The organism is Pseudomonas sp. DF11 (assembly GCF_058148565.1).
Window position 1 is genome coordinate 1 of record NZ_JBYVYN010000002.1, and the last position, 19,066, is coordinate 19,066.

Genomic DNA, 19,066 nt, shown 5'->3' on the forward strand with positions numbered 1-19,066 from the left:
TTACAGCGTTACTCGCTGCTGTCAACACCTCTTTTTCACCGCTTTCGACCGAGAAGATCGAACCGCTGAAAAGGCCAAATCAACACTGCCTTATCAACTGCTTCCTGGCTTCGATGAACTGAAGCCCGACCCCTTCGAAACCTACTTAACTCATTGAATTTCAAGGAGTTTTCCGTTTCGACTGCGCCGGAAGTGGGGCGAATTATAGACGTCCAGAATTTGCCGTCAACCCTTAATTTCGCTTTTCTATCAATAAGTTGCGCAGCACTGGCCAACTCACTGCTTTCGCCCTTTAAACCTCTCCTCTATATAGAGAGAAGACTCAAAGAACCCCCGCCTCCTTGAACGCCATCACCGCAGATTCATCCAGCCCCAAGACTCGCTGCAGCACCTCCAACGTATGCTCCCCTAATAAAGGGGGCGCATTGCGATATTCCACCGGTGTCTCGGACAGTCGAATCGGACTGGCCACCTGCGGCACGCTACCGGCCAGAAGATGAGGCAACTCCATCGCCAATCCACGCGCCTGTACCTGAGGATCGGCAAACACCTGAGCAAGGTCGTTGATTGGCCCACACGGCACACCCGCCTGCTCCAACTGAGCCACCCACTCGGCGGTGGTCTTGAACACCGTCGCCTGGCGAATCAACGGAATCAACACCGCCCGATTCGCCACCCGAAGCTTGTTTGTGGCAAAACGTGGATCATCAGCCCACTGCGGTTGACCGGCCACCTCAGCGAATTTTCGGAACTGGCCGTCATTACCTACCGTGAGGATGAAGTCGCCATCGGCCGTAGGAAAATCCTGATAAGGCACGATGTTTGGATGAGCATTGCCCAGACGCTTCGGCGCATTGCCCGTGGTCAGGTAATTCATCGCCTGATTGGCCAGGCAAGCCACTTGAACATCCAGCAAGGCCATATCGATGTGCTGCCCGCCGCCGGCATGATCACGATGAGCCAGCGCCGCCAAAATAGCAGCAGTCGAATACAGCCCCGTGAGGATATCCGTCAGCGCAACCCCTACCTTCACAGGCCCCGCGCCCTCATCACCCTCAGGGCGGCCAGTCAGGCTCATCAAGCCCCCCAGCCCCTGAATCATGAAATCATACCCGGCGCGCTTGGCGTAAGGGCCGGTCTGGCCAAACCCGGTTATCGAGCAATAGATCAATTGCGGATTGATCGCCTTCAGCGAGTCGTAGTCCAGGCCATAAGCCGCCAGCCCGCCCACCTTGAAGTTTTCGATCAGGATATCGGACTTGGCCGCCAGCTCTCGCACCAGCCGCTGCCCCTCTGGACGCGTGAAGTCGATGGTCACCGACTGCTTGTTGCGATTGGCCGACAGATAATAAGCAGCCTCGGTCGTATTCTCGCCTCGGGCATCCTTCAGGAAGGGCGGCCCCCAGGCACGTGTATCGTCACCATTGCCGGGACGCTCGACCTTAATGACATCAGCCCCCAGGTCCGCCAGGATCTGTCCAGCCCACGGCCCGGCCAGGACCCTCGATAAATCCAGTACCCGCAGATGCGAAAGCGCGCCCATGAGCGTTCTCCTATTAATAGAACGCCTGGATACCGGTTTGCGCACGCCCCAGGATCAACGCATGAACGTCGTGCGTGCCTTCGTAGGTGTTTACGACCTCCAGGTTCACGAGATGACGAGCGATGCCAAACTCATCGGAAATACCGTTGCCGCCCAGCATGTCCCGCGCCATGCGAGCGATATCCAGGGACTTGCCGCAGGAGTTGCGCTTCATGATCGAAGTGATCTCGACCGCCGCAGTGCCTTCATCTTTCATACGCCCCAGACGCAAGCATCCCTGCAGGGCCAGCGTGATTTCAGTCTGCATGTCGGCCAATTTCTTCTGGATCAGCTGATTGGCAGCCAGCGGGCGCCCAAACTGCTGGCGGTCCAGCGTGTACTGACGAGCGGTGTGCCAGCAGAATTCAGCGGCCCCCAATGCCCCCCAGGAGATGCCGTAGCGCGCCGAGTTCAGGCAGGTAAACGGACCTTTCAGGCCACGGACATCGGGAAAAATGTTCTCTTCCGGCACGAATACGTTATCCATGACGATTTCGCCGGTGATCGAAGCACGCAGCCCGACCTTGCCATGAATAGCCGGCGCACTCAGACCCTTCCAGCCCTTTTCGAGAACGAAACCACGGATATCGCCGGCGTCATCCTTGCCCCAGACAACAAAGACGTCTGCGATCGGACTGTTGGTGATCCACATTTTGCTACCCGTCAGGCTGTAGCCGCCTTCCACCTTGCGCGCACGAGTAATCATCGCGCCCGGGTCAGACCCATGGTTCGGCTCGGTCAGACCAAAGCAACCAATCCACTCACCCGACGCCAGTTTCGGCAGATATTTCTGTTTTTGCGCCTCGGTACCGAATTCATTGATCGGCACCATGACCAGCGAGGATTGCACGCTCATCATCGAGCGATAACCGGAATCGACGCGCTCTACCTCACGAGCGATCAAGCCATAGCTGACGTAGTTCAACCCACTGCCGCCGTACTGTTCAGGGATGGTTGCCCCCAGCAGGCCTACTTCACCCATCTCGCGGAAAATAGCCGGATCGGTTTTCTCATGACGGAACGCTTCCAGCACCCGCGGCGCAAGTTTCTGCTGGGCAAACTGCTCGGCAGTGTCGCGGATCATGCGCTCTTCTTCGGTGAGCTGCTGATCCAGCAACAATGGATCGATCCAGTTGAAGCTCGCTTTACCGGCCATGAAAGAGTCCTCGCCAATTAAATGAAAATCGTGGATTGATCCTAGGCGCGCTTTCCTACAAGGGCAAACGAGGATTACGCACTATGTTGTGCTAATTTCTCACTTCGTAAACGCCATAAACCCCGTTTATGCCGATATTGAGTGAGGCTTGCGTACATGCGCCGTAAAATTCCCAGCACCACCGCCCTGGTCAGTTTCGAGGCCGCTGCGCGCCATGAAAGCTTCACCAAGGCGGCGCAAGAACTTTCTCTTACGCAGGGCGCAATCTGCCGACAGATCGCCAGCCTGGAGGACTTCCTCAGCGTGGAGCTTTTCCGACGCTCACGCCGAGGCGTCAAACTGACTGAAGCAGGCATTTCCTACAGCCGTCGAGTTGCCACCCAACTGGATGCCGTCGAGCGCGATGCTCTTTCAGTGATGGGGCACACCGGTGCGAACGTGATCGAGCTGGCCGTGGTTCCGACCTTCGGCACTCAATGGCTACTGCCCCGTCTCAAGGATTTCCAGCAGCAGCATCCGGAAGTCACCGTCAACCTGACCAACCGCACACGTCCTTTTCTCTTTGCGGACACAGAGTTTGATGCCGCCATCTATTTTGGTGATGCGGACTGGTCTGGCACCGAATCCCACAAGCTGATGGGCGAAAATCCGATGCCGGTATGCAGCCCCACCCTACTGGGGGGCCAAAAGAGCCTGACACCTCAGGCCATCGCCGAACTGCCCTTGCTCCAGCAGACCACTCGCCCGTACGCGTGGCGCCAGTGGTTCAACGCCCAGAACCTGAATATTGCGCGAGACCTGACAGGCCCGCGTTATGAACTATTCTCCATGCTTGCCCAAGCGGCCATGCACGACATGGGCATTGCGCTGATTCCGCCTTTTTTGATTCAGCGCGAGCTGGCAGAGAAACGACTGGTCGTTGCCAACCCTAACGCGCTGTCGAGCATCAAGGCTTACTACCTGATGATTCCAGAACGAAAGGCCGAATCTGCTTCTCTTCGTGCCTTTCGTGATTGGCTCGTGAAACAAGCAAGCAACTATCACATTGATTAATAAAGAAAAAATCAAAACATGATTAGGTAGTCAACTAACATAAGTCGCTACAGATATAAGTTTATGTCGCATCCAGTCAATCTGTTACGCAGCCCCTGAAGTAGTCTCCAAAGCGTTTAAATACATGGCTTTGAGCCATATCACGCAGCGCATCAGGCCTTATTCATCTGGCCGATGGGAAAAATTGTCAATTTGAACCTGAATCCTTGGAAAGCACGGCCTACAAGGGATGCCGATCGATAATTGCGACATTCGGTCACAGGGTGACTTGTAGTTAATTTTCCGTCACCCGTCATAATCCCTTGAAGGGCTGAATTTTCGCCTGCAAAATGCCGCGCCCCGCCTGGTTTGGCGGGATCGTGCTGATCGGCCGCCCCAGCCGCACCATCCGAAGTGCCTGGGTTTACTCAATAAGATCACGCAGGAGATTTGACGTGCACATTGGTGTTCCCCTCGAAACCCAAACGGGTGAAACACGGGTTGCTGCTACCCCGGAAACCATCAAGAAGCTGATCGGCCAAGGCCATAAAGTCACTGTTCAAAGCGGCGCCGGCATCAAGGCCAGCGTTATCGACAGTGCCTATGAGGCAGCGGGCGCAACCATTGGCAATGCCAGTGATGCATTCGGGGCCGAACTGATCCTCAAGGTGGTCGCCCCCAGCGACAGCGAACTGACGCTGATCAAGAGCGGCACCGTTCTGGTGGGCATGCTCAATCCGTTCAACAACGAAACCATCGCCAAGCTGGCCGAACGCGGCATTACCGCTTTCGCCCTTGAGGCCGCGCCACGGACCTCCCGCGCCCAGAGCCTGGATGTGCTGTCGTCTCAAGCGAACATTGCCGGCTACAAGGCCGTGCTGCTGGCCGCCCACTACTATCCACGCTTCATGCCGATGCTGATGACCGCTGCGGGCACCGTGAAAGCGGCACGCGTGCTGATTCTCGGGGCCGGCGTGGCTGGGTTGCAGGCGATTGCCACGGCCAAGCGCCTGGGCGCTGTGATCGAGGCGTCGGATGTGCGTCCGGCGGTGAAGGAACAAATCGAATCCCTCGGCGCCAAGTTCGTCGACGTGCCTTACGAAACCGACGAAGAGCGTGAATGCGCCGTCGGCGTCGGCGGTTACGCCCGGCCCATGCCTGCCAGCTGGATGCAGCGCCAGGCCCAAGCCGTGCACGAGCGCGCCAAACAGGCGGACATCGTCATCACCACCGCGTTGATTCCGGGCCGCAAGGCACCGACCTTGCTGAGCGCCGATACCGTCGCGCAGATGAAACCCGGCTCGGTGGTCATCGACCTCGCGGCAGCCCAGGGTGGTAACTGCCCGTTGACCGTGGCCGATCAGGTGGTTGTCGAGAACGGTGTCACCATCGTCGGCCCGACCAACCTGGCCGGTGAAGTCGCGGCCGACGCTTCGGCGCTGTACGCCCGTAACCTGCTGGACTTCCTGAAGCTGGTCTTCACCAAGGAAGGTCAGTTCGACGTGAACCTGGAAGACGACATCGTCGCCGCGTGCCTGATGTGCCGCGACGGCCAAGTCATCCGCAAAAACGCCTAAGCAGGGATTCAGACAATGGAAGAGCTTATCTCCCCCGGTATCTACAACCTGATCATCTTCGTGCTGGCGATTTATGTCGGTTACCACGTGGTCTGGAACGTAACGCCTGCGCTGCACACACCGTTGATGGCGGTAACCAATGCCATTTCGGCGATCGTGATCGTCGGCGCCATGCTTGCCGCCGCGCTGACCGTGACCCCTCTGGGCAAGACCATGGGCACCCTCGCCGTGGCCCTGGCCGCGGTGAACGTATTCGGTGGCTTCCTGGTAACACGCCGCATGCTTGAGATGTTCAAGAAAAAAGCCCCGAAAGCCGTAAAAGAAGAGGCGCCCAAGTAATGAGCATGAACCTGGTAACGACGCTCTACCTGATCGCGTCGATCTGTTTCATCCAGGCCCTCAAAGGCCTGTCGCATCCCACCACCTCGCGACGTGGCAACCTGTTCGGCATGCTTGGCATGGCGCTGGCGGTGCTTACCACCGTGGGCCTCATTTATAAGCTAGGGGCTGAGTTGGCCACTGCCGGCATTGGCTACGTGATTGTCGGTCTGCTGATTGGCGGCACCGCCGGTTCGATCATGGCCAAGCGCGTCGAGATGACCAAGATGCCCGAGCTGGTGGCGTTCATGCACAGCATGATCGGCCTGGCGGCGGTATTCATTGCCATCGCCGCTGTCGTCGAGCCGCAATCGCTGGGCATCGTCAAACAATTGGGTGATTCGATTCCGACTGGTAACCGCCTGGAGCTGTTCCTTGGCGCGGCAATTGGTGCAATTACCTTCTCCGGCTCGGTGATCGCCTTCGGCAAGCTGTCGGGCAAGTACAAGTTCCGCCTGTTCCAGGGCGCACCGGTACAGTTTGGTGGCCAACACAAGTTGAACCTGATCCTGGGCCTTGCAACGCTGGGCCTGGGCCTGACCTTCATGTTCACCGGCAACCTCGGCGCGTTCGCCTTGATGCTGGCCCTGGCCTTTGTACTGGGTGTGCTGATCATCATCCCGATCGGCGGCGCGGACATGCCAGTGGTGGTCTCCATGCTCAACAGTTATTCCGGTTGGGCCGCGGCGGGTATCGGCTTCTCGCTGAACAACTCGATGCTGATCATTGCCGGTTCGTTGGTGGGTTCGAGCGGTGCGATCCTGTCGTACATCATGTGCAAGGCGATGAACCGTTCGTTCTTCAACGTGTTGCTCGGCGGCTTCGGCAACACGGCGGATGCTGCTGGCCCGGCAGGCTCCAAAGAAGCCCGTCCGGTGAAATCCGGCTCGGCTGATGACGCGACCTTCCTGCTGACCAACGCCGACACAGTGATCATCGTGCCGGGCTACGGCCTGGCGGTGGCGCGGGCGCAGCACGCGCTGAAAGAGCTGACCGAGAAGCTGACCCACCACGGCGTGACCGTTAAATATGCGATCCACCCGGTGGCCGGGCGCATGCCCGGGCACATGAACGTCCTGCTGGCGGAGGCCGAAGTGCCTTACGACCAGGTGTTCGAGATGGAAGACATCAACTCCGAGTTCGGCCAGGCCGACGTGGTGCTGGTGCTGGGCGCCAACGACGTGGTCAACCCGGCGGCGAAGAACGATCCGAAGTCGCCGATTGCCGGCATGCCGATCCTCGAAGCGTTCAAGGCCAAGACCATCATCGTCAACAAGCGCTCGATGGCCAGCGGGTATGCCGGCCTGGACAACGAGCTGTTCTATCTCGACAAAACCATGATGGTGTTCGGTGACGCCAAGAAGGTCATCGAAGACATGGTCAAAGCGGTGGAATAACGCTCACTGCTTCACCACTAACGCCCCGACTTGTCGGGGCGTTTTGATTTGTATCAAGGCCGAACGTTACCGATCCGGTAATAATGTTTTGCCTGAAACGCCCGTAATAGAGGCCTTAAATGCGACCTTTGTAGCGGGTCGGGCACCGCGCGAATTCACTAGACTGCGCATCTTGCTTCCAGCCCGAGATAATCCTTCATGTATCGTGATCGCATTCGCTTGCCCTCTTTGTTGAATAAAGTGATGAGCGCTGCCGAAGCAGCCTTGTTGATTCAGGACGGCATGACCGTCGGCATGAGCGGCTTTACCCGCGCCGGAGAAGCGAAAGCCGTGCCCCATGCCCTGGCTGAGCGCGCCAAGCTCACCCCACTTAAAATCAGCCTGATGACCGGTGCGAGCCTGGGTAACGACCTCGACAAGGAGCTCACCGAAGCCGGTGTGCTGGCGCGACGCATGCCGTTCCAGGTCGACAGCACGTTGCGCAAGGCGATCAACGCAGGCGAGGTGATGTTCATCGACCAGCACCTCTCGGAAACCGTCGAACAACTGCGCAATGGCCAGCTCAAGCTGCCCGATATTGCCGTGATCGAAGCGGTGGCCATTACCGAGCAAGGGCATATCGTACCGACCACATCGGTGGGTAACTCGGCCAGTTTCGCCATTTTCGCCCGGCAAGTGATCGTCGAGATCAACCTGGCCCACAACCCGAACCTGGAAGGGTTGCACGACATTTACATCCCGACCTATCGCCCAACCCGTACTCCGATCCCGCTGGTGAAAGTCGACGACCGCATTGGCAGCCCCGCTATCCCGATCCCGCCGGAAAAAATTGCCGCCATTGTCATCACCCACCAAGGAGACTCGCCTTCGACCGTCGCGCCACCGGACAGCGACACCCAGGCCATCGCCGATCACCTGATCGATTTTTTCAAGCAGGAAGTTTCAGCCGGGCGCATGACCAACAAGCTCGGGCCGTTGCAGGCGGGGATTGGCAACATCGCCAACGCCGTGATGTGTGGGCTGATCGATTCCCCGTTCGAAGACCTGACCATGTATTCCGAGGTCCTGCAGGACTCGACATTTGACTTGATCGACGCCGGCAAGCTGAGCTTTGCCTCCGGCAGTTCTATCACCCTTTCGAGTCGCCGCAACACCGATGTGTTCGGCAACCTGGAAAGGTACAAGGACAAATTGGTCCTGCGCCCGCAGGAAATCTCCAACCACCCCGAGGTCGTACGCCGCCTCGGCATCATTGGTATCAACACCGCGCTGGAGTTCGACATATACGGCAACGTCAACTCCACCCATGTCTGCGGCACCCGGATGATGAATGGCATTGGCGGCTCGGGGGATTTCGCCCGCAATGCCCACTTGGCGATTTTCGTCACCAAGTCGATTGCCAAGGGCGGAGCCATCTCCAGTGTCGTGCCGATGGTCAGCCATGTGGACCATACCGAGCATGATGTCGACATCCTCGTGACCGAAATCGGCCTGGCCGACCTGCGTGGCCTGGCGCCAAGGGAGCGGGCGCGAGTAATCATCGACAACTGTGTGCATCCATCCTACCGCCAAGCGCTGAATGAGTACTTCCAAGCTGCATGCGCCCTGGGTGGGCATACCCCGCATATCCTGCGTGATGCACTAAGTTGGCACCTGAACCTCGAAGAAACCGGGCGGATGTTGGCAGTCTGATACAGCTGGAACACCGCTATCGCAAATACAGTTTTGACAGAAGCTCATCATTTGGGCCTTACCTGCCAAAAACTGTACTGCTGTACCGGTGTTTTCTTACAGTCTTTTCCCACAAAACTTCTGGAAACGATGAAAAACGCACCAATATTGAGCAGATAGGTACAGTTGCCTCAATATCGACCAGTACACCGCTCTTTAACAGTTAACTGGTCTCTCACAATACAGGTGAACTGTATCTAGAGAGACTGGCCAAACGAGAGGATCATGGGCACCAGTAAACCACTACCTAATCCCGCCACAAGCGGAAGGATGTCAACCATGGAACGTACACTCAGTTCCGAGCTGTTTTTCGAAGACAAAGCTGAAAAAAACCAGGCTTCCCTGCCTCTTCGCGTTATCGCTAACCTGATGTTGTGGCAGCGCCGCATCGCCAGCCGCCACCAACTGGCTCGTCTGGATTCGCGCCTGCTGGCCGACGCCGGTATCAGCGAAGCACAACGCTACGAAGAGCTGAGCAAGCCGTTCTGGCGCTAACTCAGCGTCGCTGGCCCTGACCCACCGGGTCCACCGCCAGCACCGAATTGAACAAACAAGACCCGTCGCGGGAAACCGCGACGGGTCTTGTCGTTTTCGGGTCCGATTTTTAGGGAAAACTGGAGAGGTATAACAGTTTTTAAAAAACCGAATTAACACCAGTACAGTTTTCTTGAGCCGTAACGCCCAATGCGAGCATCCTGCTGCCAACGACGGTCCTAAAGGGCTGTCAGCCAATGCGTTCTGTCCTAATATCGATGCGAACGTGGCGAAGCGAGTCGAGCATGCGTCTGCTCTTCCAGCTACACGCACCGGCATCACCTCATTATCCAAGGAGTTTCATCATGATTCGTCTTCGCCTGCTCAGCGCAGTTGCCCTGTTGGCCGTAGCCACCCACTCCAACGCCAGCAGCTTTATCGTCACCACTGACTCCATCGTTGGCGCACTCAAGGCCACGTCTGACGCGACTTCCGACGCAACTTCGTCACTGCGGGACAACAAGATCGTTCAAGCCGCCCGCGATGACGCCGCCAGTTTCGTGGCCAGCGAAGGCGCCATCCGTGGCGTGAAACTGGAAAGCGCCCTGGATTACATCCGCCAACAGGCACCACAGCTCAACGCCACCGACGCGCAGCTGGCCCAGGCCATCCTGGTGATCTGATGCAACATGAAACATCGGGCACCAAAGGGTGTTCCGATGTTTCAGCGCTGGCTCTGGCCCGCAGGTTTGCGCTAGCCTTCAAGCTCGCCATCAACCGTCGAGTCCCATGCGTTTTTACTCAGATCTGTTCATCGCGTCGTTCTTCGTAGTGTTCTGCTGGTCTGTTCCGGCCCATGCTTTCGATGTGTCCACCCAGCAAGTGGTGGTCAGCGGCTATGCCACGAGCATGGTGACCTCCGCGCCCTTCGACCATAAACTGATCGTTGCCGCACACGATGACGCTGCGGCATTCATCGCCAGCGACGGGCAGCTGCGAGGTGCACAGCTGGAATCGGCTCTGGATTACCTGCGCCGGACCCAGCCAAAACTTCACGTCAGCGACCTTGAACTGGCACAGGCAATTCTCGTCCAATAGTTATCCTTATTTTTCCGGAGTCGTTCCATGCGTAGCCCGCTGATTGCTGCCGCCCTAGGCCTGCTGGTGTTGGCCGATGTGGCCCAGGCACATACCCTGGTAGCCACCAGTAACATCATCGTCCGCGCCTCCCAGCGCACGATTGATTTCACTTCCGATACCACCACCTCCATCCGTGATTCGAAAATCGTCCGCGAAGCCCATGACGATGCGGCCAGTTTTGTCGCCAGCAATGGTGAAATTCGTGGCGCTCATCTCGAGGCCGCCTTCGACACCTTGCGCACCCGCGTGCCGGAAGCCCGTGACGCCAGCGACCAGGTTCTCGCCGAAGCCATCCTCGCATTGTGAGGCGGTTCGCCGCCTGGCTGGCGGCCGGGGTCTTGCTGCTCACGGGCAGCATGGCCCAGGCCGGCTTGCAACTGCACCTCAACACCAACGGACTGAGCCCGGCGCAACAGCAGGCCAGCCAGGCGCTGCTCGATGAAGCCATGCAGGCGTTGCCGCCGCGCTTCATCGAGCGCCTGGACCGACGCATCGATGTCGGCTGGACCGACCAGATGCCCGCCAACGCTTACGGTCAGGCTTCGCTGGTGTCGCAGTTGGACCTCAATAGCAATCTGCTCGACAGCCTTGTCGACGGCAGCGCCGCGACGCAGAAAACCCATCGCCCCCACGGCACCGTGCGACGGGAAATGCTCGCCACGGTCCTGCACGAACTGACTCACATTTATGACCGCTCGCGCCTATGGCCAGACGCCGAGCGTGCGCTGATCCAGCGTTGCACCCGGCGCAACAGCAGCGCCGGGCTCATCGGCCTCCCGGATGAATGCCGGGGCCAGAACGACCGCCGTTTCACCCTCAGCGATGATCCGCGCCTGCTGGACCTCGCCGGCTGGCCGCAATACGTCGGCCGTCGCGGTGAACGTGAACAACACAACCGCCAGGTCGCCCGCAGCCCGGACCTCTACGAAACGAGCAGCCCCAAGGAATTCGTCGCGGTCAACATGGAGTACTTTCTCCTTGACCCCAGCTATGCTTGCCGCCGCCCCGCCCTGTATCGCTATTACCAGGAGCACTTCGGCTGGGCACCCGCCGCCAAGGACACCTGCGCCAAATCGTTCGCCTTCCTCAACGCCGGAAACGACTTCGCCAAGACACCACTGGGCAAGGTCGATCCAGAGCGGGTCTATGCCATTGATTACCTGCTGGCCGAAGCCAATCAGAACTGGGTGAGCCGCTGGGGCCACAGCATGCTCCGGCTGGTGATCTGCGCACCGGGGCGACCACGTGGCCCGGACTGCCGACTGGATCTGGACCAACACCTGGTGCTGTCATACCGCGCTTTCGTGGGCGATGTGCAGTTGTCGAGTTGGGATGGACTGGTCGGCAAATACCCATCGCGCCTGTTCGTATTGCCGTTGGCCCAGGTGATCGATGAATACACCAAGACCGAACTGCGCAGCCTGGCATCGGTGCCGCTGAACCTGTCGCGCACCGAGATCGAGGAAACCGTCGAACACGCTGCCGAAATGCATTGGAGCTACGACGGCAACTATTACTTCCTGTCCAACAACTGCGCCGTGGAAAGCTTGAAACTGCTGCGCAGCGGCAGCAATAACGAGCAGCTCAAGGGCCTGGACAGCATCATGCCCAACGGTTTGCTGGAAGTGCTCAAGGGCCGGGGCCTGGCGGACACCAGCGTGTTGGATGATCCCAAGGAAGCCTTGCGCCTGGGCTACCGCTTCGACTCCTTCCGCGAGCGGTACCAGGCGATGTTCGATGTGCTGAAGAAGTATCTGCCGATCAAGCAGCAAACGGTGGAAGACTGGCTGGCCCTGGACGCCGCTGACCGCCGCGCCTGGTTCGAACAGGCCGACCTGCGCACCAGCGCGGCGTTGTTACTGCTGGAACAGGCCAGTTATCGTCGGCAACTGTTATTGGCACAGGACGAAGTCAAGCAGCGTTACCTCGGCGCCCGTGAATTGCAGAATGGTGGTATGGAAAGGGCTAACGCGACGCTGCAGCAGATCCTTGCCAACAGCGGCTTCCTGAGCCGTCCCGCGGAGTTGCTGGGTAGCAGCGGCTATGGGTTGCCACAACCCAGCGAGTGGCAACGACTGGAGTCGGAAAGCAGCCTGCGTCAGAAACAGCTGCAAACACTGACAGGCGACCTGGACAAGGAAGTCAGGGCTTTGCTCGAGCCGAGCCGCGCTGCTGAAATTGCCGCCAGTGAGGCTAATGTGAAACAGATCGGCGAGCATTTGCGCAAGCTGCACAAGGCCGGCGGAGGGTTGGAGTTGCCGTGATGGTCTTCTGACCTACGCGACAACAAGAGCAGTTCCTAGAGCCGTTCTTCGAGCATTTCATGAGCAACAAAAAAGGGGTTCGGAACCAAGTTCCGAACCCCTTTTTCGTGGCTGCGAGTCGAGTCGACAATCAGCTGACACGCGCCTTGCGCACACCATCCGCCAGGGCCGCACACAAGCTCAACACCCCATCAATCGCCTGTTCCGATGTATCGGCACTGGCGATATGGTCGATCAACGCCGAGCCCACCACCACCCCATCAGCCAATCGCGCGATGGCCGCAGCCTGCTCCGGCGTACGGATACCGAAACCAATGCTGATCGGCAGATCGGTATGCCGACGCAGGCGCGCAACGGCTTCTTCCACATGCTCCAGCGTCGCGGCGCCGGCACCGGTCACGCCCGCCACCGATACGTAATACACGAAACCCGAACTGCCGTTGAGCACAGTCGGCAAGCGCACGTCGTCGGTGGTAGGTGTGGTCAGGCGGATGAAATCCAGGCCAGCAGCCTGGGCCGGTTCGCACAGTTCGCTGTTGTGCTCGGGCGGCATGTCCACAACGATCAGGCCGTCCACGCCAGAGTCCAGCGCCTCACCGATGAAACGCTGCACGCCATAACGGTGGATCGGGTTGAAGTAACCCATCAGCACCAGCGGTGTCTCGGTATTGTCCTTACGGAACTCGCGAACCATCTGCAGGGTTTTCGCCAGGTTCTGCTGGGCCCCCAGGGCGCGGATGTTCGCCAACTGGATCGCCGGGCCGTCGGCCATCGGATCGGTGAACGGCATGCCCAACTCGATCACGTCGGCACCGGCAGCCGGCAGGCCTTTGAGAATCGCCAACGAAGTGTCGTAGTCCGGATCGCCAGCCGTGACGAAAGTCACCAGGGCGGCGCGATTCTGTTCCTTGAGTTCGGCAAAACGGGTTTGCAGGCGGCTCATCAGTGTTTCTCCTGCTGGGACTGTTCCATGTGGTGCATCACGGTTTGCATGTCTTTGTCGCCACGACCGGACAGGTTGACCACCATCAGGTGATCTTTGGGCAGGTTCGGTGCGCGCTTGAACACTTCAGCCAGGGCATGGGCGCTTTCCAGCGCAGGAATAATCCCTTCCAGGCGACAGCATTTGTGAAAAGCTTCCAGGGCTTCAGCGTCGGTAACCGAGGTGTATTGGACACGGCCAATGTCATGCAACCAGGCGTGTTCCGGGCCGATGCCCGGATAATCAAGGCCAGCGGAAATCGAATGGGCATCGATGATCTGGCCGTCCTCGTCCTGCAACAGGAAAGTGCGGTTGCCGTGCAGTACACCCGGTACGCCGCCGTTCAGGCTCGCCGCATGCTTACCGGTCTCGATGCCATAACCCGCGGCCTCGACGCCGATGATCTCGACGCTCTTGTCGTCCAGGAACGGGTGGAACAGGCCCATGGCGTTGGAGCCGCCACCGATGCACGCCACCAGGCTATCCGGCAGGCGACCTTCCTGGGCTTGCAACTGCTCGCGGGTTTCCTTGCCGATCACGGCCTGGAAGTCGCGAACCATGGCCGGGTAAGGGTGCGGGCCGGCCACGGTGCCGATCAGGTAGAACGTGCTGTCGACGTTGGTGACCCAGTCACGCAGGGCCTCGTTCATTGCATCCTTCAGCGTGCCGGTGCCGGCGACCACCGGGATCACTTCGGCACCGAGCAGTTTCATGCGGAACACGTTGGCCTGCTGGCGCTCGATGTCGGTGGTGCCCATGTAGATCACGCAATCCAGGCCGAAACGTGCAGCCACGGTGGCGGTCGCCACGCCGTGCATGCCGGCACCGGTCTCGGCGATGATGCGTTTCTTGCCCATGCGCCGCGCCAACAGGATCTGGCCGATGCAGTTGTTGATCTTGTGCGCGCCGGTGTGGTTCAGCTCTTCACGCTTGAGATAGATCTTGGCGCCGCCGCAGTATTCGGTCAGGCGCTCGGCGAAGTAGAGCGGGCTCGGACGTCCGACATAGTCACGCTGGAAGTAGGCCAATTCTTCGAGGAACGCCGGATCTTCCTTCGCCACTTCGTATTCGCGGGCCAGGTCGAGGATCAGCGGCATGAGGGTTTCGGCCACATAGCGGCCACCGAACGCACCGAACAGGCCGTTGGCGTCGGGGCCACTGCGCAGGTTGAAGGGGGTCGTAGACTGGGTCATCGGGCGCTCCAAGGGAATGCGTAGAAAGACAATGAAGGTCACTCTACCCCTGACATGCCGCGCTGAAAACCGATAAGATCGCCACAACCTGTCAGGAAAACTCACAGATCCCATGAGCCACGACCTTCCCCCGCTCAACGCTTTGCGCGCCTTCGAGGCCACCGCCCGCCTGAACAGCGTAAGCCAGGCGGCTGAACAGCTGCATGTCACCCATGGTGCAGTCAGCCGACAATTGAAGGTGTTGGAAGAGCACCTGGGGGTCAGCCTGTTCAGCAAGGATGGGCGCGGCCTGAAACTCACAGATGCCGGTTTGCGTCTGCGCGATGCCAGCACCGATGCGTTCGAACGATTGCGCGGTGTTTGCGCGGAGCTGACGCAAAGCACGGCAGATGCCCCGTTTGTCCTGGGCTGCTCGGGAAGTTTGCTGGCGCGCTGGTTTATTCCCCGGCTGGGCAGGCTCAACGCCGACCTGCCGGATTTGCGCCTGCATTTGTCCGCCGGCGAAGGCGACCTGGATCCCCGGCGCCCGGGGCTGGACGCCTTGCTGGTATTCGCCGAGCCGCCCTGGCCTGCTGACATGCAGGTGTACGAACTGGTGAGCGAGCGAATCGGCCCCGTGATGAGCCCGCACTACGCCGGATTCGCCCGCTTGCAGGTCGCCCCGGCCAGTGCGCTATTGGACGAGCCGTTGCTGCATACCACGTCCCGTCCACAGGCCTGGCCGACCTGGGCCCGGCAAAACCACCTTGAACCCCAGGCATTGAAGTTCGGGCAAGGATTCGAGCATCTGTACTATTTGCTGGAGGCCGCCGTAGCGGGACTAGGCGTGGCGATCGCGCCCGAGCCACTGGTGGCCGAGGACGTGCGCGCCGGTCGTCTGGTCGCGCCGTGGGGTTTCGATGAAACGCCGGCGCGACTGGCGTTGTGGCTGCCCAAGCGCGCCGCAGACGGGCGCGCAGGGCAATTGGCCCAGTGGCTCAGGCATGAGCTGAGCCAACCGGGTCAGTCACCGCGTTTGCACAGCAAGTAAGCAGCCAGCAAACCCAGCGCACCGACCGCGACACCAGCCGTGGTCCAGGGGTGTTCTTGCGCGTAGTCGCGTGTGGCGATCCCGGTCTCACGGGTTTTCACCTTGACCTCTTCATACGCATCGCTCAGCAGATGGCGAGAATGTTTCAACGCGTTTTCAGCATTTGCCTTGAGCGATTTGAGGGTCTTACGCGACTCGTCCGAAGCATCGTCCTTCAGGCTTTCCAACGACTTGAGCAGACTCTCGATCTCCGCTTCCATGCTTTGCAACGAGGCTTTACGTAACGAATTGCTGGCCATGGTGGCTCTCTCCTGCAGTGGTTGAGTGGCGTGTGTGAATTGGGACTGCGGTCGTTTCTGAAAGTGCAGTAAATCTGAACTTCAAAGCGCAAACGGCGCCACACGTAAGGCGAAAAATCGCTGCTAGGCTGTTAAAGACCAACCAAGGAGAACGTCATGAGTGATCATCACACGTACAAAAAAGTCGAGCTGGTCGGCTCGTCTCCCACCAGTATTGAAGACGCCATCAATAACGCCCTGGCCGAGGCCAGCAAAAGCCTCAAGCACTTGGAGTGGTTCGAAGTCACGGAAACCCGCGGACACATCGAAAACGGCCGGGCCGCGCACTTCCAGGTGACCATCAAGGTCGGGTTCCGGATTGCCAATAGCTGAGGGGCGGTGAACTTGCACGCTGGCGGAGTGCCATAGGGAATGGCGATGCGCTATGGTATGCGCATCATGTTTTTCCATACCTGCCCTATTCGATCCGACCAAGGAGTGCGAGCGATGAAAAAGTTGATGGTAGCCCTGGGTTTGCTGAGCCTTGCCGGTGGTGCGTTTGCAGCCGGCAAGCCCTGCGAAGAACTGAAAGCCGAAATCGCAGCGAAGCTGGACGCCAAGAATGTGTCAGGTTATTCGCTGGAAATCGTCGATAAAGGCGCAGCGGCTGAAGGACAAAAAGTCGTCGGCACCTGTGAGGGCGGTGCGAAGGAAATCGTCTACAAGCGCGGCTGATCCTGCGCGTAAGTCAAAGCCGACGCAATGCGTCGGCTTTTTCATGGGCGTCATTCAGCCTTTCATGACCTGCGCCAGCAACTCGTAGGAGTGCAAACGATCGGCGTGCTCATATAGATCACTGGTAAAAATCAGCTCATCGGCCTGAGTTTGCTCGATCAGCACCTCCAGCTTGGCGCGGATCTTCTGCGGGCCGCCAACCATGGCCAGGCCCAGGAAATCGCCAACCGCTTCTTTCTCATGGGGCAGCCAGAGACCGTTCATGGTTTCCACCGGCGGACGTTGCACCAGGCTCTGGCCGCGCATCAGCGCCAGGATCCGCTGGTACACCGAAGTCGCCAGGTAATCGGCCTGTTCATCCGTGTCCGCCGCCACCAGCGGCACACCGAGCATCACATAAGGCTTATCGAGGACCGCCGACGGTTTGAAGTGGTTGCGGTAGATACGGATCGCCTCGTGCATATACCGCGGTGCGAAATGCGAGGCGAAGGCGTAAGGCAAGCCGCGCTCACCGGCCAGTTGTGCGCTGAACAGGCTCGAACCCAGCAGCCATACCGGCACGTTAGTCCCGGTGCCCGGCATGGCGATAATGCGTTGGTCCGGAGTGCGCGGGCCGAGGTAGCGCATCAGTTCGGCCACGTCCTCGGGGAAATCGTCGGCACTGCCGGAGCGCTCTCGGCGCAACGCCCGGGCGGTCATCTGGTCAGAGCCGGGGGCGCGGCCCAGCCCCAGATCGATTCGGCCGGGGTAAAGGCTTTCCAGGGTGCCGAACTGCTCGGCGATGATCAATGGCGCATGGTTGGGCAGCATCACCCCGCCGGAGCCGACGCGAATCGTCGAAGTGCCCCCTGCCAGATAGCCCAGCAGCACGGCGGTCGCGGAGCTGGCGATGCCATCCATGTTGTGGTGCTCGGCCACCCAGAAGCGGGTATAGCCGTATTTCTCCACGTGCTGCGCCAGGTCCAGCGAGTTGCGCAAGGACTGGGCGGCGTTGCCGTCGGCGCGGACAGGCACCAGGTCGAGGGTTGAGAATTTCACTTCGGACAGCTGTTTCATGGGCCGGGATCTCCAACGGCGTTCCGGGCTTTTCCTACGGGCAAAAGCCTGCCGTTTCTATAGGTGTGTTCCATGCAATGTGGGCATATACCCGAGTTTCAATAGCAGCAACGAATTTTCCTACTAAATAAGTCGGCTAATCGACAGGATGAACTTTATCGACCGGTCTATCCTCACAACCCTGACAACGAAAAACACCCAGGCGCGACCCTCGCGCCGGATATTGAGGAGGCAGACATGGCTATCATCAAGAAAGCATCGGCTCATTGGGAAGGTGACCTGAAAACCGGCATCGGCTCGATCTCCACGGAAACCGGCGTGTTGCGCGAAGCACCCTATGGCTTCAAGGCACGCTTCGAAGGCGGCAAGGGCACCAACCCAGAGGAATTGATCGGTGCAGCCCACGCCGGCTGCTTTTCCATGGCATTTTCGATGATCCTCGGCGACGCCGGGCTAAAGGCTGACAGTATCGACACCAACGCCGAAGTCACCCTGGACCAGGTCGATGGCGGCTTTGCGATTACCGCCGTGAAGCTGATTCTCAAGGCGAAAATCCCCGGTGCCACCCAGGAAAAATTCGACGAGCTGAGTACAAAGGCCAAAGAAGGATGCCCGGTTTCCAAGGTGCTGAATGCCAAGATCACATTGGACGCAACACTGTTGAACTGACTCGCTGAAGGCGGTCGCAGCTTTTGCAGGCACTGTGGAGGCTGCGACCTTTCCGGAGACGGGCGATCTGTTTACCTTGATGCAATTGTGGTCGAATGCATGCCCGCAGTCTCAGCGCACAGGCAGTGCGCGCTGCAATGAGGAATTCGAGCATGAAACGATTTGCCCTGGCAGTCATCGGTTGCGCATTGGCCTCGTCGACCCTTGCGGCCCCCAAACCCTGTGAAGAACTCAAGGCAGAGATCGAAGCCAAGATCCAAGCACAGGGTGTTACGTCCTACACACTGGAAATCGTCACCAACGACGAGGTCCACGACCAGAACATGGTGGTGGGCACCTGCGAAAAGGGTACGAAGAAAATCATCTACCAGAAGAACGACCGCTAAGACGCC

Annotated in this window: 21 protein-coding genes; 15 read left to right on the forward strand and 6 right to left on the reverse strand. The window is 59.1% G+C overall.

The features are described 5' to 3' along the window. Window positions 1-322: 322 nt before the first annotated feature. Window positions 323-1,543 (reverse strand): CaiB/BaiF CoA transferase family protein, encoded by a 1,221-nt coding sequence (locus AC30D9_RS06670; RefSeq protein ID WP_490143744.1) that lies wholly within the window; start codon window positions 1,541-1,543, stop codon window positions 323-325. Between the two features lie 13 nt (window positions 1,544-1,556). After that, window positions 1,557-2,738, reverse strand: coding sequence for an acyl-CoA dehydrogenase (locus AC30D9_RS06675; RefSeq protein WP_014335919.1), 1,182 nt, complete (start codon window positions 2,736-2,738; stop codon window positions 1,557-1,559). Between the two features lie 156 nt (window positions 2,739-2,894). Between AC30D9_RS06675 and AC30D9_RS06680 the strand changes: the two genes are divergently transcribed. The 10 genes from AC30D9_RS06680 to AC30D9_RS06725 all read left to right on the forward strand — a co-directional run bounded on the left by AC30D9_RS06680 (window position 2,895) and on the right by AC30D9_RS06725 (window position 12,731). After that, a complete protein-coding gene (locus tag AC30D9_RS06680; protein WP_134922314.1) occupies window positions 2,895-3,791 on the forward strand; it encodes a LysR family transcriptional regulator in 897 nt (298 codons plus the stop codon). A 434-nt stretch (window positions 3,792-4,225) separates the two neighbouring features. Continuing rightward, window positions 4,226-5,347: a Re/Si-specific NAD(P)(+) transhydrogenase subunit alpha gene (locus AC30D9_RS06685; RefSeq protein ID WP_134922313.1), complete on the forward strand. Its 1,122-nt coding sequence runs from the start codon at window positions 4,226-4,228 to the stop codon at window positions 5,345-5,347. Window positions 5,348-5,362: 15 nt separating this feature from the next. Further along, window positions 5,363-5,686, forward strand: coding sequence for an NAD(P) transhydrogenase subunit alpha part 2 (locus tag AC30D9_RS06690; protein ID WP_003187010.1), 324 nt, complete (start codon window positions 5,363-5,365; stop codon window positions 5,684-5,686). Beyond that, the gene (locus AC30D9_RS06695) at window positions 5,686-7,122 is read left to right on the forward strand and encodes an NAD(P)(+) transhydrogenase (Re/Si-specific) subunit beta (protein WP_134922312.1); all 1,437 of its coding nucleotides are present in this window, start codon (window positions 5,686-5,688) and stop codon (window positions 7,120-7,122) included. Before AC30D9_RS06690 ends, AC30D9_RS06695 begins: the two co-directional genes overlap by 1 nt. 198 nt (window positions 7,123-7,320) lie before the next feature. Beyond that, entirely contained in the window at window positions 7,321-8,814 is a 1,494-nt protein-coding gene (gene scpC, locus AC30D9_RS06700; protein ID WP_134922311.1) for a succinyl-CoA:acetate CoA-transferase ScpC, read from the forward strand. Window positions 8,815-9,132: 318 nt separating this feature from the next. Beyond that, window positions 9,133-9,348 (forward strand): DUF1127 domain-containing protein, encoded by a 216-nt coding sequence (locus AC30D9_RS06705; protein WP_003187014.1) that lies wholly within the window; start codon window positions 9,133-9,135, stop codon window positions 9,346-9,348. Window positions 9,349-9,692: 344 nt separating this feature from the next. Beyond that, entirely contained in the window at window positions 9,693-10,010 is a 318-nt protein-coding gene (locus AC30D9_RS06710; protein WP_307573225.1) for a DUF2388 domain-containing protein, read from the forward strand. Window positions 10,011-10,116: 106 nt separating this feature from the next. After that, window positions 10,117-10,425, forward strand: coding sequence for a DUF2388 domain-containing protein (locus AC30D9_RS06715; RefSeq protein WP_024616321.1), 309 nt, complete (start codon window positions 10,117-10,119; stop codon window positions 10,423-10,425). A 27-nt stretch (window positions 10,426-10,452) separates the two neighbouring features. Next, entirely contained in the window at window positions 10,453-10,773 is a 321-nt protein-coding gene (locus tag AC30D9_RS06720) for a DUF2388 domain-containing protein (RefSeq protein WP_003187020.1), read from the forward strand. After that, complete coding sequence (locus tag AC30D9_RS06725; RefSeq protein WP_490143745.1) at window positions 10,770-12,731, forward strand: DUF7844 domain-containing protein; 1,962 nt, start codon at window positions 10,770-10,772, stop codon at window positions 12,729-12,731. The genes AC30D9_RS06720 and AC30D9_RS06725 overlap by 4 nt, the downstream gene beginning before the upstream one ends. A 130-nt stretch (window positions 12,732-12,861) precedes the next feature. Here AC30D9_RS06725 and trpA read toward each other — a convergent pair whose 3' ends face one another. Both trpA and trpB read right to left on the reverse strand, forming a co-directional pair. Next, the gene (trpA, locus tag AC30D9_RS06730; RefSeq protein ID WP_134922308.1) at window positions 12,862-13,674 is read right to left on the reverse strand and encodes a tryptophan synthase subunit alpha; all 813 of its coding nucleotides are present in this window, start codon (window positions 13,672-13,674) and stop codon (window positions 12,862-12,864) included. Next, the gene (trpB, locus tag AC30D9_RS06735; protein WP_134922307.1) at window positions 13,674-14,906 is read right to left on the reverse strand and encodes a tryptophan synthase subunit beta; all 1,233 of its coding nucleotides are present in this window, start codon (window positions 14,904-14,906) and stop codon (window positions 13,674-13,676) included. The genes trpA and trpB overlap by 1 nt, the downstream gene beginning before the upstream one ends. A gap of 112 nt (window positions 14,907-15,018) precedes the next feature. Here trpB and AC30D9_RS06740 point away from each other — a divergent pair, with 112 nt between their 5' ends. After that, entirely contained in the window at window positions 15,019-15,936 is a 918-nt protein-coding gene (locus AC30D9_RS06740) for a LysR family transcriptional regulator (RefSeq protein WP_134922306.1), read from the forward strand. On the opposite strand, the gene AC30D9_RS06745 is transcribed toward AC30D9_RS06740, so the two are convergent. Continuing rightward, entirely contained in the window at window positions 15,909-16,235 is a 327-nt protein-coding gene (locus tag AC30D9_RS06745; protein ID WP_003196426.1) for an ElaB/YgaM/YqjD family protein, read from the reverse strand. The two genes, AC30D9_RS06740 and AC30D9_RS06745, sit on opposite strands and share 28 nt — an antisense overlap. Before the next feature lie 156 nt (window positions 16,236-16,391). On the opposite strand from AC30D9_RS06745, the gene AC30D9_RS06750 reads away from it, so the two are divergent. Next, window positions 16,392-16,607 (forward strand): dodecin, encoded by a 216-nt coding sequence (locus AC30D9_RS06750; RefSeq protein WP_003177209.1) that lies wholly within the window; start codon window positions 16,392-16,394, stop codon window positions 16,605-16,607. 114 nt (window positions 16,608-16,721) lie between these two features. Further along, complete coding sequence (locus AC30D9_RS06755) at window positions 16,722-16,949, forward strand: DUF1161 domain-containing protein (protein ID WP_134926567.1); 228 nt, start codon at window positions 16,722-16,724, stop codon at window positions 16,947-16,949. Between the two features lie 54 nt (window positions 16,950-17,003). On the opposite strand, the gene AC30D9_RS06760 is transcribed toward AC30D9_RS06755, so the two are convergent. Next, on the reverse strand, window positions 17,004-18,005 hold the full coding sequence (locus tag AC30D9_RS06760; protein WP_058544936.1) for an LLM class flavin-dependent oxidoreductase: 1,002 nt from the start codon (window positions 18,003-18,005) through the stop codon (window positions 17,004-17,006). A gap of 237 nt (window positions 18,006-18,242) precedes the next feature. Here AC30D9_RS06760 and AC30D9_RS06765 point away from each other — a divergent pair, with 237 nt between their 5' ends. Further along, window positions 18,243-18,674: an OsmC family protein gene (locus tag AC30D9_RS06765; protein ID WP_134922305.1), complete on the forward strand. Its 432-nt coding sequence runs from the start codon at window positions 18,243-18,245 to the stop codon at window positions 18,672-18,674. Between the two features lie 152 nt (window positions 18,675-18,826). Further along, window positions 18,827-19,060: a DUF1161 domain-containing protein gene (locus tag AC30D9_RS06770; protein ID WP_134922304.1), complete on the forward strand. Its 234-nt coding sequence runs from the start codon at window positions 18,827-18,829 to the stop codon at window positions 19,058-19,060. The last annotated feature ends 6 nt before the right edge of the window (window positions 19,061-19,066 follow it).